Consider the following 24046-nt stretch of genomic DNA (forward strand, 5'->3'; position numbering starts at 1 on the left):
TCAGCCACCGCCGAGCAGGTGCTTGACGGCGGGGTCGGAGAGGCCGAGCAGGAGCGCGGGCCAGAGACCGGCGAGCAGGGTGAGGGCGGCCAGCGGCGTCCAGCTGACGGCCTCGTAGGGGCGGAGGTCGGCGAGCTCGGCCACCGGCGCGGGCTGCTTCGGGTCGCCCATGCAGACGCGCCTGACCACGATCAGCAGATAGGCGGCGGTGAGGAGGGTGCCGAGACCGGCCAGGACCATGTAGGTGACGAACGCGGGGCGCGAGAGGCCCTCGGCCGGGTCGAACGCGCCGAACATCGCGAGCAGCTCGCCCCAGAAGCCGGCCAGGCCCGGCAGGCCGAGGCTGGCGACGGCGGCGAAGGCGAGCAGCGCGCCGAGCCGGGGCGCCCGCCCGTAGAGCGCGCCGCCGGTGGCGCCGGCCAGGGTGTCGAGGTCCGCCGTGCCGTAGCGGTCCTTGAGCGCCCCGACCACGAAGAACAGCAGGCCGGTGATCAGACCGTGCGCGATGTTGGCGAACAGCGCGCCGTTGACCCCCACCGGGGTGAGGGAGGCGATGCCCAGCAGGACGAAGCCCATGTGGCCGACGGAGGAGTAGGCGATCAGGCGCTTGAGGTCGCCCTTGGCACCGGTCCGGGCCAGGGCGAGGCAGGCCAGCGAGCCGTAGACGATGCCGACGGCGGCGAACGCGCCCAGGTAGGGGGCGAGCGTCGTGGTGCCGTCGGGGACGACCGGGAGGAGGACGCGGACCAGGCCGTAGGTGCCCATCTTCAGCAGCACGCCGGCGAGCAGGACGGAGCCCACCGTCGGGGCGGCCGTGTGCGCGTCCGGGAGCCAGCTGTGCAGCGGCCAGGCGGGGGCCTTGACCGCGAGCCCGACCATGATCGCCAGCGCGGCGATCACCTGGGTGGAGTGGCTCAGGCCGGAGCCGTGGGCGGCGGCGAGGGCCTGCATGTCGAAGGTGCCCGCCTTGAGGCCGACCAGCAGGAAGCCGAGCAGCATCACGGCCGAGCCGAGCAGCGTGTACAGGATGAACCGGTTCGCGGCCGGCACCTTCGCGCCGCTCCCCCAGCGGGCGATCAGGAAGTACATCGGGATCAGCACGATCTCGAAGGCCAGGAAGAAGAGCACCAGGTCCAGCACCGCGAAGGTGGCCAGCATGCCCACTTCGAGGAGGAGGAACAGCCCGACGAAGGACCGGGCCGAGGGCACGCCCTCACCGGACGGCAGCCGCCGCTCCGAGTACAGCGCGCAGAGGAAGGTGAGCAGCGAGGTCAGCACCAGCAGCGGCAGCGAGACGCCGTCCACCCCGAGGTGGAGGCGGACCCCGATGGCCGGGATCCAGGCCACGTCGGTGGTGGCCTGCATCCGGGCGGGCTCGTCGTGGTCGAAGCCGGCCGCCAGGGCGACGGTGAGCACCAGCACGGCGCCGGTCAGCACCGTGCCGAAGCGCAGCGCCCGCCGGTCGGCGGCGGCCGGGTCGGGCCCGAACACCGGGGCCAGGGTGAGCGCGGCGCCGAGCAGCGGCAGCACCAGGAGGGCGATGAGGACCGCGTTCATCGGGCGCTCCTAGTAACGGCCACGGGCGAGGACGGGAGGTACGGCATCGGCTACACCGCCACCAGGACGGCCAGCAGGACGACACCGGCGAGCAGCGCGCTGAGGTAGGTCTGCGCGTTGCCGGTCTGCGCGAGCCGGACGACCCGGCCGAGCAGGTCGGCCCCGGCACCGCTGCCGCGCACGTACGTCTCCACGACCTCGCGGTCGAGGAAGCGGACGAGCCGGGCCGCGGCCTCCACCGGGCGGACGAACAGCGCGCTGTAGAGCCGGTCGACGCCGAAGCCGTGCCGGGCCGGGCCGAACAGCGGGCCGAGCAGGGCGCGCCCGGGATCGGCGACGATCACCTCGGCGGCCGGGGCTCCGGCCTGCTCGGGCACCCGGCCGTGCTCCGCCGGGGCGGGCAGGCCGTCGGTGACCCGGGCGGTGGCCGAGCGCCAGGCGCCGTAGGCGAGCAGCACCCCGACCACGGCCAGGCCGGTACCGGTGACGGCGGTGACCGCGGAGGGCTTCAGCGAGCCGCCGTCCAGCAGCGCGGGCAGCCAGTCCGAGCGCAGGCCGGCGATGCCGAAGCCCATGGTCGGGACGGCCAGCACCCACAGCGGCCAGCGCATCGCGGGCGGTTCGGCGACGGCCGGGTCGGCCTCGTCCGGCTCGGGCGAGTACGGCGCGTCGGGCTCGTGGTCGGCGACGCCCGACACCCCGCCCGACACCCCGGCCGACACCCCGGGCGCCGCCGCCGCGGCGGGCACCGCCGCGGACGCCGGGCTGTGGAAGGCCACCAGGAAGAGCCTGGCCGCGTACGCCGCCGTGAGCAGCGCGGTCAGCCCGGCCGAGATCAGCACGATCCAGCCGGCCGCCTGCGGCACCGACGAGGCCGGGCCGAGGCCGTTGGTCAGCGCCTCACCGTTGGCGGCGTGCTCGGCGGCGGTCAGCACCGCCTCCTTGCTGAAGAAGCCGGAGAACGGCGGCAGACCGATCAGGGCGACCAGCGCGATGGCCATCGTCCAGTAGGCGTCCGGGACGCGCTTGCGCAGCCCGGGGATCCTGGACATCGCGGAGATCGAGTTGGTGTGCGCGGCGTGGATCACCACACCGGCGGCGAGGAACAGCAGGGCCTTGAACGCGCCGTGGCTGACCAGGTGGAAGACCGAGGCCTCGCGGTCGCCGCTGGCGAGCGCGCCCGCCATGTAGCCGAGCTGGCCGACGGTCGAGTAGGCGAGCACCCGCTTGAGGTCGTCCTGGGCCAGCGCGCAGAGCGCCGAACCGATCATCGTCACGGCGGCCATCACCGCCAGGACCACCAGCGCCGCCCCGGACAGCAGGAAGACCGGCAGCAGCCGGGCCACCAGGTAGATGCCGGCCGCGACCATGGTCGCGGCGTGGATCAGGGCGGAGACCGGCGTCGGACCGGCCATCGCGTCCGGGAGCCAGGTGTGCAGCGGGAACTGCGCGCTCTTGCCCGCCACCCCGGCCAGCAGGAGCAGCGCGATCAGCGTCGGGTGGCCGAGCCGCCCGTCGCCGGCGGCCCGCAGCACGTCCTCGATCCGGAAGCTGCCGGCGTCGGCGCCGAGCAGGAAGATGCCGAACAGGAACGGCACATCGCCCAGCTTGGTGACCAGGAAGGCCTTCAGCGAGGCGGAGCGGGCGTCCTCGGTCTCCCAGTGGTGGCCGATCAGGAAGTACGAGCAGATGCCCATGACCTCCCAGCCGACCAGCAGCACGATCAGGTCCCCGGAGTACACGACCAGGAACATCGCCGCCGTGAACAGCGAGACCAGCGCCGCGTACGAGGGGTAGCGCGGATCGTCCTTGAGGTAGGCCGTCGAGTAGACCTGGACGCAGGTGGCGACCAGGCCGACCAGCACCGAGATCAGCGAGCTGTAGCCGTCCAGGTGGATCGCGAGCGAGATCTCCGGTCCGCCGGTCGGGGTGAGCCGGGTGGCGGCGTCCAGCACCTGGCCGGTGCCGAGCTGGATCGCGACCACCAGGGCGAGCACGGCCGAGACCGCGACCGGAACGATCGCCAGCGGCCGGGCCAGGCCCGGGGAGCGGCGGCCGACGGCCAGGGTGGCGGCCGCGCCGAGCGCGGGCAGGGCGGGGACGAGGGCGGGCAGGGCGAGGTTCATGCGGCGGCCCGGCCCTTCGGCGCCTCGGCCGCGACCGGTGTCCCGGTCCCGACCGGCACCTCGTCGACGTCGGCGGTGGATTCGGCCGGGTCGCCGAGCGCGGTGGCCCGGTCGAGGTCCGCCGTGCCCCGGGCCCGGAAGAGCAGCAGGACGATGGCGAGCCCGAGCCCGATCTCGGCGGCGGCGATCGTGATGGTGAACAGGGTGAGCGCCTGGCCGGCGTGCAGCGAGTCGCGCAGCCAGGCGTCGAAGGCGACCAGGTTGAGGTTGACGGCGTTGAGCATCAGCTCGACGGACATCAGCACCAGGATCACGTTGCGCCGGGCGAGGACGCCGTAGACGCCGACGCTGAACAGCAGCGCGGCGAGGACGACGGGGTAGGCGAGGTGCATCAGCTCTCCTCCGCCGGAGCGGTCTCGGGGGCCTCGGCCGGAGGCGCGGCGGCCGCCCGCTGGGCGACCGTCCCGTTGGAGCCCACCGGACGGCCGGCCCGGATCCGACCGGCCCGGGGCGTCGGCACCCGTCGGCCCGCGCCGCGCGACAGCACGATGGCGCCGACCAGCGCGGCCAGCAGCAGCACCGAGAGCGCCTCGAAGGGCAGCACCCAGGTGCGGAAGAGGCTGGCCCCGGTCACCGCGGCCGAGCCGCCGCCCGCGCCGAGGTCGATCCAGGACGTCCGGAAGGCGTCCACGACCAGCGTCACCAGGGTCCCGGCCGAGGCCAGCGCGACCACCAGGGCGACCCAGCGGTTCTTCGAGTCGGCGTCCGGCGAGCGCCCGATCGGCGCCTTGGTGAGCATCAGTCCGAACAGCACCAGCACGACCACCGAGCCGAGGTAGATCAGCACCTGCACCCAGGCGACGAACTCGGCGGTGAGCAGCAGGAACTCCACCGCCAGCCCGCCGAGCGCGGCGACCAGCCACAGCGCGGCGTGCACCAGCTGCTTGGTGGTCACGGCGACCACGGCCGAGCCGAGCACGGCGATGCCGACCAGCAGGAAGACGATCTCCACCCCGGTCGGGGAGAGGAAGGAGCGCGCGGCCGGGTCCAGCGGCCCGGTCGCGGCGAGCAGGGCGGCGGCGCTCACTGCGCGTCACCCCCCTGTTCGAGAGCCGCGGCGGCGGCCGCCGCGAGCTTGTCGGCGGCCTTCCGCGCGGTGGCGATCTCCTTGGGCTCCTCGGCCGCCGGGTCCAGCGCCGGCGGCACCGGCACCGTCCACATCCACTCCCGGAGCCGGTCCCGCTCGTGGGTCAGTTCCAGGATGTCGGTCTCCGCGTACTCGAACTCGGGCGACCAGAACAGCGCGTCGAACGGGCACACCTCGATGCAGATCCCGCAGTACATGCAGAGCGAGAAGTCGATGGCGAACCGGTCCAGCACATTGCGGGTGCGGGCGCGCGCGTTCGGGTCGGCGGCCGGCAGCGTCTCCTTGTGGGAGTCGATGTAGATGCACCAGTCCGGGCACTCACGGGCGCAGAGCATGCAGACCGTGCAGTTCTCCTCCAGCAGCGCGATCACCCCGCGCGAGCGGGGCGGGAGCGCGGGCTGCGTGTCGGGGTACTGCGCGGTGACGGTCTTCCTCGTCATCGTCCGCAGGGTGACGGCCAGGCCCTTGGCCAGGCCCGCACCGGGGAAACTCATGAGATCGCCACCTTGATGATGCCGGTGAGGGCCAGCTGGACGAGGGCGAGCGGGATCAGCACCGTCCACGCGAAGCGCATCAGCTGGTCCTCGCGCAGCCGGGGGTAGGTGACCCGCAGCCAGATCACCACGAAGGCCAGCGCGAAGGTCTTCAGCAGGGTCCACAGCCATCCGAGCTGGTCCGGCAGCGGGCCGTGCCAGCCGCCGAGGAACAGCACCGCGGTCAGTGCCGAGACCACCAGGATGCCCACGTACTCGGAGAGCAGGAACAGCGCGAAGCGCAGACCGGTGTACTCGGTGTAAGCGCCGAAGATGATCTCCGAATCGGCGACCGGCATGTCGAACGGCGGGCGCTGCAGCTCGGCCAGACCGGCCGTGAAGAACACGAAGGCGCCGATGATCTGCCACGGGATCCAGTACCACTGCCAGGCGTCCACGATCCCGGGCAGCGAGAGCGTCCCGGCGGCCATCGCCACCGAGGCCGCGGCGAGCACCATCGGCAGCTCGTAGGACATCAGCTGCGCGGCCGTGCGCAGACCGCCGAGCAGCGAGAACTTGTTGGCCGAGGCCCAGCCCGCCATCAGCTTGCCGATCACGCCGACGCCCATGACGGCCAGCACGAAGAACAGGCCGGCGTCGATCGCCTGCCCGACGAAGCCGTCCGGGCCGACCGGGATCGCCAGCAGCACGAAGAGGTACGGCAGCAGCGAGACGGCGGGGGCCAGCTGGAAGATCCGGCGATCGGCCCCGACCGGGACGATGTCCTCCTTCTGCGCGAACTTCACCCCGTCCGCGATCAGCTGGGCCCAGCCGTGGAAGCCACCGGCGTACATCGGGCCGAGCCGGCCCTGCATGTGCGCCATCACCTTGTGCTCGGTCTGGCCGATGACCAGGGGGAGGGTGAGGAAGACGACCAGCGTGGCGACGCAGCGCAGCACCGTGTCGAGCAGGTTCACGCGCCGTCTCCGTCCTGGCCGGCCGACTCGGCCGGCGGCTCACTCGTCTTCCGCTCCCCGGCGGCGGGCCCGTCCGAAGGCTCGGTCGGCCCGTCCGAAGGCGCAGCGGGCTCGGCGGCGCGCTCGTCCGGAGCCGCCTTCGCCTCGTCCGCGGGCCCGTCGTGGGCCGGCACCGGGTTGTGCCAGGGCGCGTCGGAGGACCGGGTCCGGGACGGCGCGGGCCGCGCGGGCCCGGCCTCCGGAGCGGCGGCGGCCGCGCCGGCCTCCGTCTGGCTCACCGAGCCGTCGGACACCGACCTGGTCCGCCGGGGCCGGTCCGCCCGCACCGCCGGCGCCGAAGCGCCCTCCACGGCGGCGCCCGCCACGGCAGTGCCCTCGGCAGCAACACCCTCGGTAGCAACACCCTCGGCAGCGGCCTCCGGTGCCGGAGCGGCGGCCGCCTGGCTCGCCGACCCGTCGGAGACCGACCTGACCCGGCGCGGACGGTCCGCCCGCACCGCGGCGGCGCCCTCGGCACCCGCGGCCCCGGCAGCGCCCTCGGCACCCGCCGCACCCGCGGCGGCCCGCGGCGTCCGGGCCGCGCCCGCGGCCCTGGCACCCCGGGCGGGACGCTCGGCCACCGGCGGCAGGGTGCCCTTGAGCGGCCCCCACTCGTTCGGGTCCGGCACACCGGCCGGCTGCATCTTGCGCCGCGCCGGCCCGTCGCCCTCGGACTCGCCCGGCTCCTTGGCGCCCGGCCAGGCCTTGGCGACCCGCGCCGCGAGCACGAACTCCTTGCGCAGCGGGTGCCCCTCGAAGCCGTCCGGCAGCAGCAGGGTGACCAGGTGGGGGTGCCCGGGGAAGTCGATGCCGAACATCTCGTGCGTCTCGCGCTCGTGCCAGGCGGCCCCGGCGTACACGGCGACGGCGGTCGGCAGCGCGGCCCCGGCGCGCGGCACCCGGGTGCGCACCGCCAGGTGGCGCACGCCGGGGGCGTCGACGGCGGCGAGGTGGGCGACCACCGAGAAGCCGTCGGCGAGCTCGTCGACGGCGCTGAGCCAGTCGAAGAAGGTCAGGCCGAGGGTGTCCCGGGCCGCGGTGAGCGCCTCGATCCAGTGCTCGGCGGGCACGTCGACGGTGATCAGCCCGTATGCCTCGGCGCCGGTCGCCCACTCCCCGACCGACGCCGCGTACTGCTCGGCCGTGGTCACGAGACCCCTCCCTCGACGGTGCCGGGGCCCCCGGCCGTACCGCTGTCGGCACCGCTGCCACGCGTGCTCGCGACGGCCTCCGGCCCGGGCACCGGCGGACGCCGCAGCGCCGACACGGGCGCGGCGTAGCGGTCGGGCAGCGACTCGGCGGCGATCTTCTCCTGGAGCTTGAGGATGCCCTGGAGCAGCGCCTCGGGCCGGGGCGGGCAGCCGGGCACGTAGACGTCGACCGGGATGATCTGGTCGACGCCCTTGGTGACGGAGTAGGAGTCCCAGTAGGGGCCGCCGGAGTTGGAGCAGGCGCCGAAGGAGATGACGTACTTCGGCTCGGGCATCTGCTCGTACAGGCGCTTCACGGCGGGCGCCATCTTGTCGGTCACCGTCCCCGAGACGATCATCAGATCGGCCTGCCGGGGGCCCGGCGCGAAGGGAATGACACCCATCCGGATGAAGTCGTGCTTGGCCATCGACGCCGCGATGAACTCGATCGCGCAGCAGGCGAGGCCGAAGTTGAAGCACCAGAGGCTGTAGCGCCGCCCCCAGTTGAGCACCACCTTGACCGGGTCCGGCGCGAGCCGGGCCAGCGGGCCGATGCCGCGCCGCTCCACGGCGGCACCGGGGCTCGACGGGTCCGGCAGGCCCAGCGGCACCGGACCGCCGGCGGCGCCGTGCCCGTGCGAGTGCCCCTGCGCGTGGCTGTGCGTCACGTCCATTCGAGAACGCCCTTCTTCCAGGCGTAGAGCAGGCCGACCGCGAGGAAGCCGATGAAGACGAACATCTCGACCAGCGTCCCGGCGCCGTACCCGGCGGAGGCGAAGACGGTCGCCCACGGGAACAGGTAGATCGCGTCGACCGCGAAGATCACGTACAGGAAGGCGTAGACGTAGTAGCGGACCTGGGTGTGCGCCCAGTCCTCCCCCACCGGGTCCACGCCGCACTCGTAGGCGAGGAGCTTCTCCGGCGAGTACACCACCGGCCGGAGCAGTCGGTTGGCGGTGAACGCCACCGTCACGAAGAGCACGCCGACGACGGCGAGCAGGCCCATCGCGGCGTACGCGTCGAAGTAGCCGCTGCCGGCCGCCGGGTCGGCCGCGACCGCAGCCGCCTGCTGCCCCACCATGCCTCGCCTCCACATCGGCCGCGGAACCCGCCCTCGGGGCGGTTCTACGACGTTCCTTTACACGCTCATAACCATCGCCAGTGCGTGAGTCTAAGTGCACCGCCCCCGTGCCCGGCATCCTGCCCGGTCCGCAAGACATCCGATGGACGGCCGGTGGACATCCGGCGGAACTCGGCGGTCACCCCGCCGTCACCCGGGCGGCCGGGACCGGGGTGGGGATAACCCCCGGCCGGGGAGACGGATCACCCCCATGGCCCCGCCCGCCCCCGACCGGCGAAGCTAGGGGCGCAGGGCACAGCTCGACCGAGAGGGACGGAAGACCGAGATGAAGCCAAAGGACCGCGACACCGGGGACACCGGCGCGCAGACGCCGGCGCCCGCCGGAGGCACCCCGCTGTACGGCGCGCGGATGTGGCGGCAGGTCGGGCGGCTGCTGCTGAACCTGCCGCTCGGCATCGCGGGCTTCGTCTTCACGATCGTGACCCTGTCGGTCGGCCTCGCCCTGTCCGTCACCGTGATCGGGCTGCCGCTGCTCGCCGCCGGCCTGGCCGGCTGCCGGAGGATGGGCGGCTTCGCCCGCGGCCGGGCCCGGTCCCTGTACGGCTCCGGGGTGCACGAGCCGGAGCCGGTGCCGCGCCGGCCTGGTGTCACCGGCTACGCCATCGCCCACCTGACCGACGCGCTCTCCTGGCGCTCGGCGCTCTACCACGTGCTGATGCTGCCGTGGGGGATCCTGAGCTTCGCCGTGACCGTCGTCTTCGTGCTGGTCGGCTGGCCGGCCCTGCCCTGGGTGGTCCGGGCCGAGTCGGCGGTGGACCGGATGCTGGTCGAGGTCCTGCTCACCCCGGGCGCGCTCTCCGAGCGGGTGCGCGAGCTGGAGGACGACCGCGGCACCGTGGTCGACACCGCCGCCGCCGACCTGCGCCGGATCGAGCGCGACCTGCACGACGGCGCCCAGGCCCGGCTGGTGGCGCTGGCGATGGACCTCGGCATGGCCAAGGAGCGGCTGCGGGAGACCGAGACCCCGCAGGACGTGGCCGCCGCCGCGAAGATGGTGGACAACGCCCACGGCGAGGTGAAGCTGGCCCTCCAGGAGCTGCGGGACCTCGCCCGGGGCATCCACCCGGCGGTGCTGACCGACCGCGGCCTGGACGCGGCGCTCTCCTCGGTGGCCGCGCGCTGCACGGTGCCGGAGGGGGTCAGGGTGCACGTCGACCTGAAGGCCCCGGACGGCGGCACCGACCGGCCGGACTCCGCGGTGGAGGGCATCGCCTACTTCACCGTGAGCGAGCTGCTGACCAACATCTCGAAGCACTCCGGCGCCCGCTCCGCCACCGTGGACGTCTGGCGGGCCGGCGACCACCTGATGCTGCTGGTCCAGGACAACGGCAAGGGCGGCGCGGCCCCCTACCCGGGCAGCGGCCTGGCCGGACTGGCCGACCGGGTCCGGGCGGTGGACGGGGTGTTCCTGGTGGAGAGCCCGGAGGGCGGCCCGACCTCGGTGACCGTCGAACTCCCCTGGCACACCCGCGCCACCCGCCGCTGACGGTTTCCTCAGCCCGGACGGCGGATGCCCCGCGAACCCTTGCGCGGTGTGCGGGGCGCCCGCCGTCCGGGGGCCGGTGGGCGCCCTAGGGGGTCGCCAGGGTGCCGAGGGTGACCTCGGCGGTGGTGCTCCTGCCGTCCCGGCTGTAGGTCACGGTGACCTTGCTGCCCGGTGCGAGCGAGGCCAGGGCGGTGGTGAGCGAGTTCAGCGAGTCGACCGGGGTGTCCCCGATCCTGGTGATCACGTCCCCGGGCTGCAGACCGGCCGAGGCGGCCGGGCCGCCGTCCACGACGGCGACCACGACGGCGCCGGCCGGGCGGAAGTTCTGGTCGAAGTACGTCCGGGCGGTGATGCCGAGCGCGGCCCGGCCGGAGTTGGTGACCTTGCCGTCCTTGATCAGCTGACCGGCGATGCTGGTCACGGTGGACGCCGGGATGGCGAAGCCGATGCCGGGGGCGGCGGCACCACTGGAGTCCGGTTCGGTGGCGGCGAGCGTGTTGATCCCGATCACCTGGCTGTCCAGGTTGACCAGGGCGCCGCCGCTGTTGCCGGGGTTGATGGCGGCCGAGGTCTGCACCATGTTGCCGATCACGGCGCCCGGCGAGCCCTCGGTGCGCGGCTCGGAGACGGTCCGGCCGGTGGCCGAGACGATGCCCTGGGTGACGCTGCTGGAGAGCCCGAGCGGGCTGCCCATGGCGAGGGTGATCTGACCCAGCTCGACCTTGTTGGAGTCCCCGAAGGCGGCCGGCCTGAGTCCGCCCGGCGGGCTGCTCAGCCGGATCACCGCCAGGTCGGAGTCCGGGTAGCTGCCGACGAGGGTCGCGTCCAACGGCTTGGTGCTGCCGGCCAGGGTGACCGTGAAGGCCGTGGCGGTGCCGACCACGTGGGCGTTGGTGACGATGTCGCCCTTGTCGTCGTAGACGATCCCGGAGCCGAGGCCGGTCGCGGTGGTGATCTGCACCACCGAGGGCAGGACGTCCTTGATCACCTTCTGGTAGTCGGACTGGAGCTGGTTGCCGCCGCCCGGCTGGGCGGCGGCGCTGCCGGAGGCCCCGGCGGAGGCGGTCGCCCCCGGGGAGGACGCGGACGACGAGGAGGACGACGAGGACGAGCCGCTGCTGCACCCGGCCACCGCGAGCGCGGTCAGCACCGCGACGGCAGTGGGCGCGAGCAGCCTCCGGTCCACCGCCTTCGGCCCGGTCGGGCGCGGTCCGGCCGGGATCGGACGGGTGGGCTCCTTCTTGCGGTTCACCGGTGACGCCTCCGGATTCCTCGGCACGCGGCCGCACGGGGCCGCTCGGACAGGACGCAGAGATCTTTGTCAGCATTTCACCGAAATGTCCGATTGCCCGGCTCCGACTCGCCCGCGGCACCGGCACGAAACCCGCACACCCTAGGATTCGGCCATGACTTGGTTGATCACCGGCGGTGCCGGATACATCGGCGGGCACGTCGTGCAGCAGCTCCTCGACGCGGGCGAGCGCGTGGCCGTACTGGACGACCTGAGCACCGGTGACCGGGCCCGGCTGCCGAAGGAGGTCGTCCTGGTCGAGGGGTCGACCCTGGACCGGACCGCGCTGGACGCGGCCATCCGCGACCACGGGGTGGAGGGCGTCCTCCACTTCGCCGCCAAGAAGCAGGTCGGCGAGTCCGTCGAGCAGCCCTTCCTGTACTACCGCGAGAACATGATCGGCCTCCAGACCGTGCTGGAGGCCGCGGCCGAGGGCGGCGTCAAGCGCTTCCTGTTCTCCTCCTCCGCCGCCGTCTACGGCATGCCGGACGTCGACCTGGTCACCGAGTCGACCCCGTGCGCGCCGATGAGCCCCTACGGCGAGACCAAGCTGGCCGGCGAGTGGCTGGTCGCCGCGGCCGGCAAGGCCCACGGCATGTCCACCGTCGCGCTGCGCTACTTCAACGTGGCCGGCGCCGCCTCGCCGGAGCTCTCCGACGCCGGCGTCTTCAACCTGATCCCGATGGTCTTCGAGCGGCTCACCGCCGGCCGGGCCCCGCTGGTCTTCGGCGACGACTACCCGACGCCGGACGGCACCTGCGTCCGCGACTTCATCCACGTCTCCGACATCGCCTCGGCGCACGTGGCCGCGGCGAAGCGACTGGCCGCCGACCCGGCCGGGGAGACCTCCCTGGTGCTCAACATCGGCCGCGGCGAGGGCGTCAGCGTGCGGGAGATGCTGGACGTGATCGGCAAGGTCACCGGCTACGACACCACGCCGGAGATCACCCCCCGCCGCGCCGGCGACCCGGCCCGGGTGGTGGCCTCGGCCGACCTGATCCGCCGCGAGCTGGACTGGACCGCCCGGCACGAGGTCGAGGACATGGTCGCCTCGGCCTGGGAGGGCTGGTGCAGCCGCCACCCGGAGGCCCGCAAGTAGGGTCCGCCCGGCACCGCGCACGGCGGGGGCTCCGGCCCCCGCCGTGCCCGGGTCAGTGCGAGGGCACCGCCGTGCCGTAGAAGGCGTCCAGCGCGTACACGCAGCGGTCCTTGCTGCCGACGAACACCTTCCCGCCGACCGCGACCGGCGATCCGGTCAGCTCGCCCTTGGTGCCGAGCTCCCAGCGCAGCTGACCGCTGGCCAGGTCCAGGGTGTGCAGCGAGTGGTCCCGGCTGCCGAGGTGGACCAGCCCGTCGGCGACCGCCGGGGAGCCGACGATCTCGCCGCGCGCGGTGTAGCGCCAGCGCTCCCGGCCGCCGGCCGTCTCCAGGGCGTACAGCACCTCGCCGCTGCCGACCAGCACCGTGCCGTCGCCCACCACCACCGGCTCGGCGCCCTGCCGGGTGCCGGTGGCCGCGCGCCAGCGGTCCCGGCCGGTGGCCGCGTCCAGCGCGTACACGGTGCCCAGGTAGTCGGCCACGTAGACCGCGTCCGCGTCCAGCGCCGGCGGGGTGAACAGCACCACCGGGGCCTCGAACCGCCAGCGCTCGGCGCCGCTCGCCGCGTCCAGCGCGTACACCCTGGTCCCGGCCGTCACGTAGAGCACCCCGGCCCGCTCGACCGGGCGGGACGGCACGTCCTCGCCGACCGGCACCGACCAGCGCAGGCCGGAGCCGCGCGGGTCCACGCAGCGCAGCCGACCGGCGCCGTAGTAGTACGCCGAACCGGCCACCAGGGCGGGGCCGGACTGCGGGTTCTCGTAGTCCTGCTGGGCGTCGTCGGCCCGCCACAGCTCGGCACCGGTGACCGCGGAGCGCAGCTGGACGCCGCCGCCCCGGACCCCGCAGCAGAGCACGCCGTCGGCCGCGTCCAGGGTGTACACCCAGCCGTCCAGCGAGTGCCGCCAGCGCTCGGTGCCGTCCGCGACGTCGACCGTGTAGAGGTGCGGGCCGTCGGCCGCGTGCACCCGCCCGGCGTCCACGGCCAGGGCCCAGGCGACGTCCCGGGTCTTGTAGCGGCGCTGCCCGGACGCGATGTCCAGGGCGTGCACCTCGAAGCTGGAGACGAACAGGGTGCCGTCGGCGACCACGGGGGTGCCCCAGACGTCGTTGGACATCCGGAACCGCCAGGGGCGCCAACGGGCGGCGCGGGCCGGGGGCGGGGTGATCCGGCGGACCCAGTCCGTCTCGGCGGGCGGCGCGCCCGGGCCGGTCTGCTCGGCGCGCGGGCCGGGTCCTATCCGGACCGAGGCCCCGGGCAGCCGGACCTCCGCCTCGTCCTCGCCGGCCGGGCGGCGGTGGCGGCTGGGGGCGGAGATCTTCTCGGTGGCGGCCTCGGTGTCCGGGCCGGGCGGCGCGCTGTGCACCGGACCGGCGGACGGCGGCGCGTGCCCGGCCACCTGCCGGGTGCGCGGGTCGTCCTGGCCGGGCCGCGGCAGCACCGGCGGGGCGGAGTGCGGCACCGGCCCGTGCGGGGCCCCGTGCTGCTGGTGCGGCGGCACCGGCTGCGGCGGGACGGCCGGCGGCCGCACGACCGGGGCCTGCGCCGCCGCGGGCGCCGGGCGGCGGCGCTTCTGCTCGATCAGGGCGAGCGCGTCGGGCGGCAGCCAGTCCCCGGCCTCGCCGGAGGCGTCGTCCCGGGAGAACAGGTGCGGGGCCAGCTCGACCTGGATCTGCTCCGGGGTCGGCCGGTGCTCGGGGGCCGGCCGCATGCAGGCCCGCACCAGGTCGACCAGCTCGGCCGGCAGGCCGGAGAGGTCGGGCTGCTCGCGCAACAGCTGGAACACCGTCTCCACCGGGTTGGCCCCCCGGTAGGGCGGGTGGCCGGTGGCGCAGAAGACCAGCAGCGAGCCGAGCGAGAAGACGTCGCTGGCGCCGGTGACGCCGCGACTGTCCCTGGCCTGCTCCGGCGACATGTACGCCGGGGTGCCGACCGCGACATTGGTCATGGTGAGCCGGGTGCTGGAGACCCCGGCGGCGATACCGAAGTCGATCACCCGGGGGCCGTCCTCGACCACCAGGACGTTGGACGGCTTGAGGTCGCGGTGGACCAGTCCGGCGGCGTGGATGGACTGCAGCGCCTCGGCGATGCCGGCGACCAGCCAGCGCACCGCCCCGACCGGCAGCGGCCCGCAGTCGTTGACCAGGTCCTCCAGGGAGGGCGCCGGCACGTACGCGGTGGCCAGCCAGGGCACCCGGGCGTCCGCGTCGGCGTCGACCACGGCCGCGGTGTAGAAACCGCCGACCGTCTTGGCGGCCGCAATCTCCCGTGCGAACCGGACCCTGAACAGCTCGTCCTCGGCCAGCTCCCCCCGCACGGTCTTGATCGCCACCCGGCGGCCGGACGCGGACCGCGCCAGGTAGACCAGGCCCATTCCCCCCGCCCCGAGCCGCCCCAGCACCTCGAAGGGCCCGATCCGCCTCGGATCGTGCGCCGTCAGCTGGTCCACCCGCTGCCACCTCCCCGTATTGAGCACCGCCCGCGTGGTGCCGAGCACCCACCGCGTGGTGCCGGACCCGATTCTCCAATGCCGCCCGGCCCATCTCCAACCTCCCCCGCCAGAGCGCCGTCCGGCCCCCGGGCGGGGCCACGGCCCGGTCAGCGGCTCCGGAACGGCCGGATCCTGACGTCCGCTCCGGCCCGGGCTTGCGCCCGACACGCCCGGAGCCACCGTGAGGGGCGACTCACACCCCCGACAAGTTCGTCACGCTCCGTTACTCGATAACCCCTCAGCGAAGGGGTCGTCACCCTGTGGCGTCATCGGTGCACGGGGGGGCGTCATGACGCCCTCCGGAGGCCGATGAATATCCGTCCGAAGGCCCCCGAGCCCCTATACCAACCCCCGGGCGGAGTAATTGTCACATCACCGAATCGCGCCAAGATCGGGCCACGGTAAGCTGACGGCATGACAGGACAAGTTCGCACCGTCGACGGTCGCGTCGCCGGGCGACGCGGACAGGAGACGCGGCAGAAGCTGCTCGACTGCCTCCGCGAGATGCTCAGCACGTCGCCCTATCGGGACGTCAAGGTCATCGACGTCGCCCGTATGGCGGGTACCTCCCCCGCGACCTTCTACCAGTACTTCCCGGATGTCGAGGGCGCTGTCCTCGAAATCGCCGAGGAAATGGCCAAGGACGCCGACACGCTCAAAGAGCTGGTGGCCGGAAAGTCCTGGGCAGGGAAGTCCGGCACGGCCACTTCGGAAGAACTGGTCGACGGATTCCTCGCCTTCTGGCGCAAGAACGACGCCATTCTCCGAGTGGTCACGCTCGGTGCCGCGGAAGGGGACAAGCGGTTCTTCAAGATCCGCATGACCGTCCTCAACGCGGTCGCCAAGCCACTCGCGGAGGCCGTCAAGGAACTCCAGGCGAAGGGACAGGCCGACAAGTCACTGGATCCGGCCGCCGTGGCCGGGTCACTGGTCTCGCTGCTCGCCTCCGCGGCCGAGCACCAGAAGGCCTTCACCTCCTGGGGCGTCAAGGTCAAGGACCTCAAGCCCAACCTCGCTCCCCTGGTGTACCTGGGCGTCACCGGCAAGAAGGCGCCCAAGTAGACCGATCCGCATCGACCCACCCTTCCGCTTCGCGCGCGCCCCGGCCTCCTGTCCGGGGTACGACGGACGGCGGCCGTGTCCTCGGGGGAGGTCCGCCGGCGGTCCGCTGCGCGCCACGACATGCCTGTGGGCGGTCACCCCGTGCAAGGGGGTGACCGCCCACAGGCATGTCGGGCCGTCCTGGGCCCCCGCGGGGGCCTACAGCGGCCTCGGAACGCCCCGGGGGCCCGGAAGGCCCGGGCGGGGCGGACGGGGACGTCACGGGCAGCGGACGACCTGGCCCGCGTAGGCGAGGCCGCCGCCGAAGCCGAACAGCAGCACCGGGTCGCCGGGCGACAGCTCGCCCCGCTCGACCAGCTTGGAGAAGGCCAGCGGCACCGAGGCCGCCGAGGTGTTGCCGGAGTCCACCACGTCCCGGGCGACCACCGCGTCGGTGACCCCCAGCCGGGAGGCGATCGCGTCGATGATCCGCAGATTGGCCTGGTGCGGCACGAAGCCCTTGAGCTCGGACGGGTCGATCCCGGCCCGCTCGCAGGCCTGCCGGGCCAGCGGGGCGATCTGCGTGGTCGCCCAGCGGAACACCGACTGGCCCTGCTGGCTGATCACCGGGTCCCAGCCGGTGATCACCACGGCGTCGCCCCGCTCGGGCTCCGAACCCCAGACCACCGGGCCGATGCCGGGCTCGGCGCCGTCCTCCTGGGCCTCGACCAGCGCCGCGCCGGCGCCGTCGCCGAAGATCACGCAGGTGGTCCGGTCGGTCCAGTCGAGGGTGTCCGACATCCGCTCCGCGCCGATCACCAGGGCCTTGGTGGCCGCCCCGGCCCGGATCGCGTGGTCCGCGGTGGCCAGCGCGTACGAGAAGCCCGAGCAGACCGTGTTGATGTCGTAGGCGGCCGGGGAGCGGATCCCGAGCCGGGCGGCGACGGCGGCGGCGGTGTTGGGGCTGCGCTCCACCGCGGTGCAGGTGGCCACCACGACCAGGTCGACCTCGGCGGCCGAGCGGCCGCTGTTCGCCAGGGCCTTCTGGGCCGCCTCGGTGGCGAGGTCGACGACGGTCTCGTCCTCCGCGATGTGCCGCGTCCGGATGCCGACGCGGCTGCGGATCCACTCGTCGTCGGTGTCGACCAGCTTCGACAGGTCGTCGTTGGTGAGGACCTTGGGGGGCTGGTAGTGGCCGAGTGCCACGATGCGCGAACCGGTCATACTGCCCACTCAACCCGGTTACCCGCTGGTCAGTCGGGCGCGACCGGCTACAGGATCCGCGCCGGGATGCTGTAGGAGGCCGACAAGGACCGTTGCGGCAGGCGGGTCCCGACCGGACGCGCAAAGACAGTCGTGGACGGACGACCGCCCGGTCCGGGCCGCTCAGGCCGCGAGCGAGCCGGCGTCCCCCATCACGATCACCGGCTTGGCGGCCGGGTCGAGAGTGCGGATCAACTCCGCCATTTTGTCCTCCGGCACCGAGACGCAGCCGTGCGTCGGACCGCCGTGGTCGACGTGGATCCAGATCCCGCCGCCCTTGGTCGAGCCGTTGGGGCGGCGCGGGTCCAGCGGCGAGTTGCCGGGCACCCGGTTGTAGTCGATCGCGACCACGTAGTCGAAGGAGCCGGCCAGCTGCTCGCCCGCGAACCCCCTGCCGGAGACCACGAAGTTCGAGTCCCGGTCGTACGGGAGCTTGCTGCCCGGGTCGGCCTTGCGCCCGCCCGCGTCGGAGAGCGAGAAGACGCCGATCGGGCTGCGCAGGTCGCCCTCGTTGTGGTCGGTGGTCCAGCCCTTGAAGGCGTTGTGGCCCTGCCAGGTCTCGCCGGCCAGCCAGCGGCCCTCACCGGTGCGGGTCCACAGCGTGACGGCGGCCCGGTTGGTGTCCTTGCCCTCGCCGGAGGCCAGCACCACCTGGGTGGTGCCGGCGGGTATCCGGCCGGCGAAGGAGGCGCCGAGGCCCGGGATGGCGGCCACCGAGCCGTCGCTGCGCTCGCTGCGGTCGGCGGCGGGGGTCTCGGTCTGCCGGGCGTCGGCGGCCCGGGCGGCCGGGGCGGCGGTCGGCGAGGGCTGGTCGGCCGTCGGCTGCGCGGCCACGCCCTCGGCGCCGGGGCCGTCGGCGCTGGTCACACCGGGCTTGGCGGCGTCCTCGCCGACGGTGTACCAGCCGGCGGCGGCCGCCAGCAGCAGGGCGGTGCCGGCGGTGACGGCGCGGCCGGTGCGCTTCTTCCTGGGCTTGCGGCGGTGACCCCGGGCGGCCGCCCGGGGGCCGGGAGCGGCGGCGCCGCGCTGCTGCGGCAGCGGCACCGCCGACGGCGCCGGGTCCTGCGGCTCGGGCCGGTACCCGTCCCCGGGGGCGTCCTGGTGGACGTTCGGGTCGGCGTCCCGGTGGGCGCCGTGCTGGACGTCCTGGTACCCGTAGCCGTAGCCGTACCCGTCCTGCGGGGCGGTCCGGTAGACCGGCTGCTGGTCCGCCGGGAGGTCGGGCCCGTCGGCGTACGCCTGGAAGGGCCGGTCGTAGACATCGTGGTCGGCGAGGCTCCGGTAGCCGTACCCGGGGTCCTGGCCCTCGTAGAGGGTGCCGTATTCCTGCTGGTGCTCGCCGTACGACGGCTGCGGCACCTCGTGCACCGGCTCGTACGACGGGTACGGGGAGGTGCGACGGTGACCGGACATGTGGCCGATCCTGCCAAACGGAGGCCGCGTTGGGAAACCCGGGGGCTGTGCGGGCCCGGTGAAGAAGGCCCGCCGCCCGGGCCGCGGGGGCCGGGGCGGCGGAGCGTGCGTCAGAGGCGCATCGCCTGCGGGGTCTCCCGGCGGGCCGGGTCGGGGCCGTCGTACTCGCGGATGACCTCGTAGCGGGTGTTGCGCTCGACCGGGCGGAAGCCGGCGTCCCGGATCAGGTCGAGCAGGTCCTCGCGGCCCAGCTTGTTCGGGGTGCCGAAGTTGTCCGCGTCGTGGGTGATCTTGTACTCGACCACCGAGCCGTCCATGTCGTCCGCGCCGTGGCTGAGCGCCAGCTGGGCGGTGGTGACGCCGTGCATCACCCAGAAGACCTTGACGTGCGGCACGTTGTCGAAGAGCAGCCGGGAGACCGCGAAGGTCTTCAGCGCCTCGGCGCCGGTGGCCATCTCGGTGCGCGCCATCAGCTTGTTGCGCACGACGCCGTCCTTGGAGTCGTGGAAGTCGTGCTGGAAGCGCAGCGGGATGAAGACCTGGAAGCCGCCGGTCTCGTCCTGGAGCTCGCGCAGCCGCAGCACGTGGTCCACCCGGTGGCGGTGCTCCTCGATGTGGCCGTACAGCATGGTGGCCGGGGTCTTGAGGCCCTTGCTGTGGGCGAGCCGGTGGATCCGCGACCAGTCCTCCCAGTGGGTGTCGTGGTCGACGATGTGCTGGCGGACCTCCCAGTCGAAGATCTCCGCGCCGCCGCCGGTCAGCGACTCCAGGCCGGCGTCGATCAGCTCGTCCAGGATCTCGTCGGCGGACAGGCCGCTGATCCGCTCGAACCAGTGGATCTCGGTGGCGGTGAAGGCCTTGAGCGAGACGTTCGGCAGCGCGGCCTTGAGCTCCCGCAGCGAGCGCGGGTAGTAGCGCCACGGCAGGGTGGGGTGGAGGCCGTTGACGATGTGCAGCTCGGTGAGGGAGTCGACCTCCATCGCCTTGGCGAGGCGGACGGCCTCCTCGATGCGCATCGTGTACGCGTCCTTCTCGCCCGGCTTGCGCTGGAACGAGCAGTACGAGCAGGAGGCGCTGCACACGTTGGTCATGTTGAGGTGGCGGTTGACGTTGAAGTGGACGACATCGCCGTTCTTCACCGTCCGCACGTGGTGGGCGAGCCCGCCCAGCCAGGCCAGGTCGTCGCTCTCGTAGAGCGCGATCCCGTCCTCCCGGGTCAGCCGCTCCCCCGCGTAGACCTTCGCCTCCAGCTCGCGCTTGAGTCCTGCGTCCATGCGGTGCCCCGCCTCCTCCGACTTCGAATCGTTGCCGGAACGAGCGTACGCCCCCACCGGCGACGACTCGCGGGCAGCCGCCCCGAGCGGGTCAGCCGGCCAGGAGTTCCGCGAGCAGCGCGGGCTCGATGTTGCCGCCGCTCACGACGGCCGCGACGGCCCGCCCGCCGGTCCCGGCGGCCCGGTGGAAGTACGCGGCCGGGGCGACCGCGCCGGACGGCTCGGCGACGATCCGCCCGCGCCGGGCCAGCAGCGCCACCGTGGCGCGGATCTCGTCCTCGGTGACGGTGACGATGTCGTCCACGTAGGCGGTGATGTGCTCGTACGGCAGCACGCCCACCGAGGGGGTGCGCAGACCATCGGCGATGGTCCGGTAGGTGTCGGCGACCGGCCAGGTGATCCGCTCGCCGGCCCGCAGGCTCGCCTGCGCGTCGGCGGCCAGCTCGGGCTCGACGCCGATCACCCGTACCCCGGGGCGGGTCAGCTTGAGCGCGGCGGCCGTGCCGCCGATCAGCCCGCCGCCGCTGACGGGCACGAGCACCGTGTCCAGCTCCGCCGGGGCGTCGTCGGCGATCTCCAGGCCGACCGTGCCCTGGCCCGCGATGATGAACGGATCGTCGTACGGCGGCACCCAGACGTAGCCGTGCTGCTCGGCCAGTTCGCCGGGCACCACGTCCCGCTGCTCCGGCGACACCAGCAGCACCTCGGCGCCGAACGACCGGGTGGCCTCGACCTTGACCGCCGGCGAGGTGTCCGGCATCACGATCACGGCCTTGATGCCGAGCAGCTGCGCGGCGTACGCCACCGCCTGCGCGTGGTTGCCGCTGGACTGGGCGACCACGCCGCGGGCGCGCTCGTCCTCGCTCAGCGCGGCGAGGCGGTTGTACGCGCCCCGGGTCTTGAACGCCCCGGTCGGCTGGAGGTTCTCCGGCTTCAGCCAGAGCCGGCGCTCGCCGTCCGCCGCCCAGGGGGCGGGGACCAGCGGGGTGCGCACCGCGACCCCCTCGATCCGCCGCCGGGCCGCGCGCAGCTCCTCCAGACCGACCAGTGCCATGTCCACCACTCCCCCGTGTGCTCTCGTTCGTCCGGTCCGCCCAGCGGCGGTCGCTCGCCGCAGCCGTCACCCGCCGCGGCGGTCGCTCGCCGCGGCTACTCGCCGTCGGCGAAGGGCAGCTCGCTGACCCGGCTCTCCCACTTGGTGGAGAGTACGACGGTGGTCCGGGTCCGGGCCACACCCTTCGTGCCCGAAATCCGCTTCACCACCGACTCCAGGCCCTCGACGTCCGGCACCCGGACCTTGAGCATGTACGAGTCGTCGCCGGCGATGAACCAGCAGTCCTCGACCTCGCCCAGGTCCTTCAGCCGGAACGCGACGTCCTCGTGGTCCGCCGCGTCGGTCAGCTGGAGGCCGATCAGGGCCGTCACGCCGAAGCCGAGCGAGGCCGGGTTGACCGTCGCGCGGTAGCCGGTGATCACACCGGCCTGCTCCAGCCGGTTGATCCGGTCCGTGACGCTCGGGCCGGAGAGGCCGACCAGCCGGCCCAGCTCGGCGTAGGACGCGCGGCCGTTCTCCCGGAGCGCCTGGATGAGCTGTCTGTCCACCGTGTCCATATACCGTCCGCGTCCTTCCGAACCTCACCAGACCCACAGATCATTATCCGGATTCAAAGGCGCCGTGCTCGCACCAACCCGGATATCGCAGAGAACATACTCTCCCGTCCTGCGGCTCCTCACTCCCCCTCAGGCCGGTCGCTCCGCCGCGCGCGCCGCCCCGCCCAACTCACCCTCCCAGCGCCGGTACAGCGTGTGGGGCACGCCGACGGCGTCCAGGACCCGTCCGGCGACGAAGTCCACCAGCTCGCGGACGGTGGAGCCGCCGGCGTAGAACCCGGGCGAGGCGGGCAGCACCACCGCGCCCTGCGCGTCCAGCTCCACCAAGTGCTTCAACGTCACCCCGTTGAGTGGCGCCTCCCGGACGCAGACGACCAGCGGACGCCGCTCCTTGAGCGTGACGCTGGCCACACGCTGCAGCAGGTCCTTGCTGAGGCCCAGCGCGATCCCGGCCACCGCGCCGGTGGTCGCGGGCACCACCAGCATCCCCTTCGCCGGGTACGAGCCGCTGGACGGCCCGGCCGCGAAGTCCCCGGCCGGCCAGTACCGGACGTCCTCCAGGTCCTCCGCCGCCGCGCCCAGCCACAAGGCCAGGTCCGCGCGCCAGTGCGCGTCCCGGAAGGCGATACCGGTCTCGTCGAGGATCGTCAGCCGGGCCGCGCGGCTGACCACCAGGTCGACGGACTCGCCGGCGGCGAGGAGGGCGCGGATCACGGACGCGGCGTACGGGGTGCCGGACGCGCCGGAGACCCCGACGATCCAGGGGCGGCGCACGGGCTGCTCAGGCTTTTCCATAGTGCTTCCTTTCTATCCCCACCCCGCCCCGGCCCGCCCTGGGAGGATGGCCGCATGGCCCCGACCCTCGTCGACCTGACCCACCAGGTGACCACCGCGATGCCGGTCTACCCCGGCGATCCGACCGTCCTCCTGGAGCCCGCCCTCACCACCGCCACCGCCGGGGTGAACGTGCTCGCCGTGCACCTCGGCTCGCAGTCCGGCACCCATGTGGACGCGCCGTACCACGTGGACGTCACCTGGCCGACGCTGGACGGCCTGCCGCTGGAGCGGTTCACCGGCCCGGCCGTGGTGGCCGACCTGCGCGGTCTGGAGCCGCGCGCCGAGGTGACCGCCGAGCAGCTCGCGCCCGCCCTGGAGCTGGTCGGCGAGGGCACCGTCCTGCTGCTCGCCACCGGATGGGCCCGGCACTGGGGCACCGACACCTACCTGGCCCACCCCTCGCTGACCGCCGGGGCCGCCGAGGCGATCGTGGCGGCGGGGGTCCGCACGGTCGGGGTGGACGCGCTGAGCGTCGACCCCACCCCCGATCCCGGCCCGGGCGACCCGGCGGTGGCGGCGCTGCTCGCCGACCTCACCGACGAGCACGACCAACCCGCCGCCGAGGAGCCCACGCTGGCGGCCCACCGGGTGCTGCTCGGGGCGCCGGGCGGCGGGGTGATCGCGGAGAACCTGACCGATCTGCGGCCGCTGCTGGCGGCGCAGGAGGCCGGGCGGGCGGTCGAGGTGTCGCTCTTCCCGCTCCGGCTGGTCGCGGCGGACGGGGCTCCGGTCCGGGCGGTGGCCCGTCTGGGGTGAACCCCTCGCCGGACTCCGGCACTTGGTCTAGACCATCATCGGCGGGCGGCGGTACGCTGTCCGGCCATGGCAGAGATCATCGGAGTCGTCGAGCAGCTCTGGCGCTACCCCGTGAAATCCACCGGCGGCGAGCGGCTCGACGCCGTCGAGGTGGACGACCGCGGGTTCGCGGGCGACCGCCTCTACGCCGTGCGCGACGGCCAGGGCAAGCTCGGCTCCGGCAAGAACACCCGCCGCTTCCGGCGGATGGACGGCCTGCTGCGCCTCTCCTCCCGGCTCGGCCACCGGCTCGACGGCCCCGAGCTGTTCGACCCGCTCGGGCAGCCGGTCCTCGACCCCACCGCCTTCCTGCGCGCCTACCTCCAGCGCGAGGACGTCGAACTCGCCCGCGAGGACGCCGTCTCCCACTTCGACCAGCTCCCGGTCAGCGTGCTCACCACCGCCACCCTGGACTGGGTCGCCCGGGCCGTGCCGACCGCCGCCGTCGACGTCCGCCGCTTCCGCCCGAACATCCTGCTGCGCACCCCGCCCGGCACCCCGCCGTTCAGCGAGGACACCTGGTTCGGCCGGGAGGCCCGGGGAAGCGCCCGCTCGGGCGCCCGGCTCGCCTTCGTCCGCGCCAGCGAACGGTGCGCGATGGTGACCGTCGCGCAGCCCGGCCTGCCGCACGCCCCCGAGATCCTCAAGGCGATCGCCCAGGCCCACGACACCCGGCTCGACGCCCTCGCCGAGGTCGCCGCCCCGGGACGCCTCGCCGTCGGGGACACCCTGACGATCGGCTGACCGTCACCCCACCGTCCGTCAATTCACTCTCCCGCTTCGCCACTTGACTGA

Annotated in this window: 22 protein-coding genes; 5 read left to right on the plus strand and 17 right to left on the minus strand. The window is 73.8% G+C overall.

The genetic code is table 11. The features are described from left to right. The 9 genes from ACW14Y_RS18425 to ACW14Y_RS18465 are packed head-to-tail and all read right to left on the minus strand — an operon-like array spanning position 1 to position 8590. Complete coding sequence (locus ACW14Y_RS18425) at positions 1-1557, minus strand: complex I subunit 4 family protein (RefSeq protein WP_380383363.1); 1557 nt, start codon at positions 1555-1557, stop codon at positions 1-3. 50 nt (positions 1558-1607) lie between these two features. Continuing rightward, positions 1608-3683, minus strand: a complete 2076-nt coding sequence (locus ACW14Y_RS18430) for an NADH-quinone oxidoreductase subunit 5 family protein (RefSeq protein WP_456987693.1) — start codon at positions 3681-3683, stop codon at positions 1608-1610. Then, a complete protein-coding gene (gene nuoK, locus ACW14Y_RS18435; protein ID WP_456987695.1) occupies positions 3680-4075 on the minus strand; it encodes an NADH-quinone oxidoreductase subunit NuoK in 396 nt (131 codons plus the stop codon). Before nuoK ends, ACW14Y_RS18430 begins: the two co-directional genes overlap by 4 nt. After that, entirely contained in the window at positions 4075-4770 is a 696-nt protein-coding gene (locus tag ACW14Y_RS18440; protein ID WP_380303780.1) for an NADH-quinone oxidoreductase subunit J family protein, read from the minus strand. The genes nuoK and ACW14Y_RS18440 overlap by 1 nt, the downstream gene beginning before the upstream one ends. Continuing rightward, the gene (locus ACW14Y_RS18445) at positions 4767-5324 is read right to left on the minus strand and encodes a NuoI/complex I 23 kDa subunit family protein (RefSeq protein ID WP_266270009.1); all 558 of its coding nucleotides are present in this window, start codon (positions 5322-5324) and stop codon (positions 4767-4769) included. Before ACW14Y_RS18445 ends, ACW14Y_RS18440 begins: the two co-directional genes overlap by 4 nt. After that, complete coding sequence (gene nuoH, locus ACW14Y_RS18450; protein ID WP_456987698.1) at positions 5321-6280, minus strand: NADH-quinone oxidoreductase subunit NuoH; 960 nt, start codon at positions 6278-6280, stop codon at positions 5321-5323. The genes ACW14Y_RS18445 and nuoH overlap by 4 nt, the downstream gene beginning before the upstream one ends. After that, positions 6277-7470 carry an NADH-quinone oxidoreductase subunit C gene (locus ACW14Y_RS18455; RefSeq protein WP_456987700.1) on the minus strand — a complete coding sequence of 398 codons (1194 nt, stop codon included), beginning with the start codon at positions 7468-7470 and terminating at the stop codon, positions 6277-6279. The genes nuoH and ACW14Y_RS18455 overlap by 4 nt, the downstream gene beginning before the upstream one ends. Further along, entirely contained in the window at positions 7467-8183 is a 717-nt protein-coding gene (locus ACW14Y_RS18460; RefSeq protein WP_380303786.1) for an NADH-quinone oxidoreductase subunit B, read from the minus strand. The genes ACW14Y_RS18455 and ACW14Y_RS18460 overlap by 4 nt, the downstream gene beginning before the upstream one ends. Next, the gene (locus ACW14Y_RS18465) at positions 8174-8590 is read right to left on the minus strand and encodes an NADH-quinone oxidoreductase subunit A (RefSeq protein ID WP_045937876.1); all 417 of its coding nucleotides are present in this window, start codon (positions 8588-8590) and stop codon (positions 8174-8176) included. The genes ACW14Y_RS18460 and ACW14Y_RS18465 overlap by 10 nt, the downstream gene beginning before the upstream one ends. 325 nt (positions 8591-8915) lie before the next feature. Here ACW14Y_RS18465 and ACW14Y_RS18470 point away from each other — a divergent pair, with 325 nt between their 5' ends. Beyond that, a complete protein-coding gene (locus ACW14Y_RS18470; RefSeq protein ID WP_380303789.1) occupies positions 8916-10136 on the plus strand; it encodes a sensor histidine kinase in 1221 nt (406 codons plus the stop codon). Positions 10137-10221: 85 nt separating this feature from the next. Here the strand turns inward: ACW14Y_RS18470 and ACW14Y_RS18475 are convergent, their stop codons facing one another. Next, the gene (locus tag ACW14Y_RS18475) at positions 10222-11322 is read right to left on the minus strand and encodes a S1C family serine protease (RefSeq protein ID WP_380383664.1); all 1101 of its coding nucleotides are present in this window, start codon (positions 11320-11322) and stop codon (positions 10222-10224) included. A 220-nt stretch (positions 11323-11542) separates the two neighbouring features. Here ACW14Y_RS18475 and galE point away from each other — a divergent pair, with 220 nt between their 5' ends. Further along, positions 11543-12526, plus strand: coding sequence for a UDP-glucose 4-epimerase GalE (gene galE / locus ACW14Y_RS18480; RefSeq protein ID WP_380439398.1), 984 nt, complete (start codon positions 11543-11545; stop codon positions 12524-12526). A 52-nt stretch (positions 12527-12578) separates the two neighbouring features. Here the strand turns inward: galE and ACW14Y_RS18485 are convergent, their stop codons facing one another. Then, on the minus strand, positions 12579-14975 hold the full coding sequence (locus ACW14Y_RS18485) for an outer membrane protein assembly factor BamB family protein (RefSeq protein WP_380303829.1): 2397 nt from the start codon (positions 14973-14975) through the stop codon (positions 12579-12581). Positions 14976-15431: 456 nt separating this feature from the next. Between ACW14Y_RS18485 and ACW14Y_RS18490 the strand changes: the two genes are divergently transcribed. Beyond that, on the plus strand, positions 15432-16079 hold the full coding sequence (locus tag ACW14Y_RS18490; RefSeq protein WP_266270014.1) for a TetR family transcriptional regulator: 648 nt from the start codon (positions 15432-15434) through the stop codon (positions 16077-16079). Between the two features lie 258 nt (positions 16080-16337). Here ACW14Y_RS18490 and ACW14Y_RS18495 read toward each other — a convergent pair whose 3' ends face one another. The 6 genes from ACW14Y_RS18495 to ACW14Y_RS18520 all read right to left on the minus strand — a co-directional run bounded on the left by ACW14Y_RS18495 (position 16338) and on the right by ACW14Y_RS18520 (position 22414). Then, positions 16338-17282 (minus strand): beta-ketoacyl-ACP synthase III, encoded by a 945-nt coding sequence (locus ACW14Y_RS18495; protein WP_380303792.1) that lies wholly within the window; start codon positions 17280-17282, stop codon positions 16338-16340. A gap of 162 nt (positions 17283-17444) precedes the next feature. Beyond that, positions 17445-18734 (minus strand): L,D-transpeptidase family protein, encoded by a 1290-nt coding sequence (locus tag ACW14Y_RS18500; RefSeq protein WP_380303794.1) that lies wholly within the window; start codon positions 18732-18734, stop codon positions 17445-17447. Positions 18735-18844: 110 nt separating this feature from the next. Then, on the minus strand, positions 18845-20008 hold the full coding sequence (gene mqnE / locus ACW14Y_RS18505) for an aminofutalosine synthase MqnE (protein WP_380303796.1): 1164 nt from the start codon (positions 20006-20008) through the stop codon (positions 18845-18847). A gap of 91 nt (positions 20009-20099) precedes the next feature. Continuing rightward, entirely contained in the window at positions 20100-21062 is a 963-nt protein-coding gene (locus tag ACW14Y_RS18510; protein WP_380439394.1) for a threonine ammonia-lyase, read from the minus strand. A 95-nt stretch (positions 21063-21157) separates the two neighbouring features. After that, positions 21158-21619 (minus strand): Lrp/AsnC family transcriptional regulator, encoded by a 462-nt coding sequence (locus ACW14Y_RS18515; RefSeq protein WP_030393837.1) that lies wholly within the window; start codon positions 21617-21619, stop codon positions 21158-21160. A gap of 129 nt (positions 21620-21748) precedes the next feature. Then, positions 21749-22414 carry a UbiX family flavin prenyltransferase gene (locus ACW14Y_RS18520; protein WP_266270019.1) on the minus strand — a complete coding sequence of 222 codons (666 nt, stop codon included), beginning with the start codon at positions 22412-22414 and terminating at the stop codon, positions 21749-21751. A 54-nt stretch (positions 22415-22468) separates the two neighbouring features. Between ACW14Y_RS18520 and ACW14Y_RS18525 the strand changes: the two genes are divergently transcribed. After that, positions 22469-23212 carry a cyclase family protein gene (locus tag ACW14Y_RS18525; protein ID WP_456987706.1) on the plus strand — a complete coding sequence of 248 codons (744 nt, stop codon included), beginning with the start codon at positions 22469-22471 and terminating at the stop codon, positions 23210-23212. A gap of 66 nt (positions 23213-23278) precedes the next feature. After that, on the plus strand, positions 23279-23995 hold the full coding sequence (locus ACW14Y_RS18530) for an MOSC domain-containing protein (RefSeq protein WP_380383389.1): 717 nt from the start codon (positions 23279-23281) through the stop codon (positions 23993-23995). Positions 23996-24046: the final 51 nt, after the last annotated feature.

Source organism: Kitasatospora sp. cg17-2 (assembly GCF_054031055.1).

Bases quoted from the DNA above. Each gene is read 5' to 3' on its own strand.
- ACW14Y_RS18425 (WP_380383363.1), bottom strand. From the start codon at position 1,557: ATGAACGCGGTCCTCATCGCCCTCCTGGTGCTGCCGCTGCTCGGCGCC.
- ACW14Y_RS18430 (WP_456987693.1), bottom strand. From the start codon at position 3,683: ATGAACCTCGCCCTGCCCGCCCTCGTCCCCGCCCTGCCCGCGCTCGGC.
- nuoK (WP_456987695.1), bottom strand. From the start codon at position 4,075: ATGCACCTCGCCTACCCCGTCGTCCTCGCCGCGCTGCTGTTCAGCGTC.
- ACW14Y_RS18445 (WP_266270009.1), bottom strand. From the start codon at position 5,324: ATGAGTTTCCCCGGTGCGGGCCTGGCCAAGGGCCTGGCCGTCACCCTG.
- ACW14Y_RS18460 (WP_380303786.1), bottom strand. From the start codon at position 8,183: ATGGACGTGACGCACAGCCACGCGCAGGGGCACTCGCACGGGCACGGC.
- ACW14Y_RS18465 (WP_045937876.1), bottom strand. From the start codon at position 8,590: ATGGTGGGGCAGCAGGCGGCTGCGGTCGCGGCCGACCCGGCGGCCGGC.
- ACW14Y_RS18470 (WP_380303789.1), top strand. From the start codon at position 8,916: ATGAAGCCAAAGGACCGCGACACCGGGGACACCGGCGCGCAGACGCCG.
- galE (WP_380439398.1), top strand. From the start codon at position 11,543: ATGACTTGGTTGATCACCGGCGGTGCCGGATACATCGGCGGGCACGTC.
- ACW14Y_RS18490 (WP_266270014.1), top strand. From the start codon at position 15,432: ATGACAGGACAAGTTCGCACCGTCGACGGTCGCGTCGCCGGGCGACGC.
- ACW14Y_RS18495 (WP_380303792.1), bottom strand. From the start codon at position 17,282: ATGACCGGTTCGCGCATCGTGGCACTCGGCCACTACCAGCCCCCCAAG.
- ACW14Y_RS18500 (WP_380303794.1), bottom strand. From the start codon at position 18,734: ATGTCCGGTCACCGTCGCACCTCCCCGTACCCGTCGTACGAGCCGGTG.
- mqnE (WP_380303796.1), bottom strand. From the start codon at position 20,008: ATGGACGCAGGACTCAAGCGCGAGCTGGAGGCGAAGGTCTACGCGGGG.
- ACW14Y_RS18510 (WP_380439394.1), bottom strand. From the start codon at position 21,062: ATGGCACTGGTCGGTCTGGAGGAGCTGCGCGCGGCCCGGCGGCGGATC.
- ACW14Y_RS18515 (WP_030393837.1), bottom strand. From the start codon at position 21,619: ATGGACACGGTGGACAGACAGCTCATCCAGGCGCTCCGGGAGAACGGC.
- ACW14Y_RS18520 (WP_266270019.1), bottom strand. From the start codon at position 22,414: ATGGAAAAGCCTGAGCAGCCCGTGCGCCGCCCCTGGATCGTCGGGGTC.
- ACW14Y_RS18525 (WP_456987706.1), top strand. From the start codon at position 22,469: ATGGCCCCGACCCTCGTCGACCTGACCCACCAGGTGACCACCGCGATG.
- ACW14Y_RS18530 (WP_380383389.1), top strand. From the start codon at position 23,279: ATGGCAGAGATCATCGGAGTCGTCGAGCAGCTCTGGCGCTACCCCGTG.